This window comes from Moorena sp. SIO4A1 (assembly GCF_010672065.1).
Classification (GTDB): Bacteria; Cyanobacteriota; Cyanobacteriia; order Cyanobacteriales; family Coleofasciculaceae; genus Moorena.
In genome coordinates this window covers 1-1,041 of the sequence record NZ_JAAHHX010001059.1, presented here as the reverse complement: position 1 = coordinate 1,041, position 1,041 = coordinate 1, and the positions used below count along the sequence as shown (strand labels likewise).

General features: G+C 44.2%; 3 protein-coding genes. All 3 read right to left on the bottom strand.

Annotated features, from left to right (window positions below; translation table 11 throughout):
* Positions 1-303 (bottom strand): hypothetical protein (locus F6K53_RS45255; RefSeq protein WP_293087722.1); only part of this gene is annotated, 303 nt, incomplete at its 3' end.
* Positions 304-307: 4 nt separating this feature from the next.
* Positions 308-535 carry a hypothetical protein gene (locus tag F6K53_RS45250; protein WP_293087719.1) on the bottom strand — a complete coding sequence of 76 codons (228 nt, stop codon included), beginning with the start codon at positions 533-535 and terminating at the stop codon, positions 308-310.
* 97 nt (positions 536-632) lie between these two features.
* The gene (locus F6K53_RS45245) at positions 633-902 is read right to left on the bottom strand and encodes a hypothetical protein (RefSeq protein ID WP_293087716.1); all 270 of its coding nucleotides are present in this window, start codon (positions 900-902) and stop codon (positions 633-635) included.
* Positions 903-1,041 lie beyond the last annotated feature (139 nt).

The following is a 1,041-nucleotide window of genomic DNA, read 5'->3' as shown; positions in this document are numbered from 1 at the left end:
ACCAAAAACCCTTCCTGTCGGTAATTTATCCCGTAGTATTGTTACCAACATATCTAGCCCATAATCGGCCTTCATCCTTTCCACAACTAGATCTTGGCTACGTGTTAAGTATACTATCGCCAGATGTTCAGCACGCTCACCAATGAAATAATCTAAATTTCGCTTCATCACTGCCTCCACTATTGCACTAGGAAGTCTGCTGGAACTTGGTTGCGATTTATCGTAGGTCACGCTACGCTCCGGAAGCGTTTCGGCAAAGCCGACGCTACGCGAACGCAAAGCGTGGCCAGAGGCCAATCGCATAACATTACTCCGATTCCAACAGTTGAGCGAGTTGATTAGCGGCTTGATGAGAGTTAAGGGGCGACCAAACTGGATAGGTAGCTCCTGGTTCTAAGGTAGGTTCCTCTTCCCTAGCTAGCTCTGCTACCAAGAACTGGATAACTTTTAGTTTGTCTGCACGATTTAAACCTCTCAGAGTAGGAAATAACTCTACTACTGTCATAGGAAATATAGAAATACTTAACTTGTTCAATTCTCTCACACTCCTTTAGATCGGAGCATATTTTTCTACAATTGATAGGGAGTAATTTGTTATTATGGTAGGGTTTAACAACTCACTTACAATAAACCTAATTTTTGAAGTTGAGAGCGAATTGCACTAAGTTGTCTTTGGAACTTGGTTGCGATTGACCTTGGCCAAAAGGCCACGCTTCGCGATGCTCCGTAGGAGCCGCTAAAAGCGATTGGCCGTAGGCCACGCTTCGCGATGCTCCGTAGGAGCCGCTAAAAGCGATCGCATTAATTGATTGCTGCTGAGCAAAACGATTGGGCTTTGCTTTGCGATAGTCAAACTGATACTCAGGCAGCATCTCATCATCAAAGTCTGGTGTTTTGTTCATAACTCCGATCCTAAAAGTCGTCCTTCAATTGGCTCATATTCATCTTCCAACAGCCAAGTTTGGGTTTCATCATAGGTTGCTCCAGTAAACACAACCTTGTAATTCTCAGCAGGATCATACACACGACAACTACCTGATA

What these genes read in the sequence shown, in the direction of transcription:
- F6K53_RS45245 (WP_293087716.1), bottom strand. Translation starts at nt 902, where the DNA reads ATGAACAAAACACCAGACTTTGATGATGAGATGCTGCCTGAGTATCAG.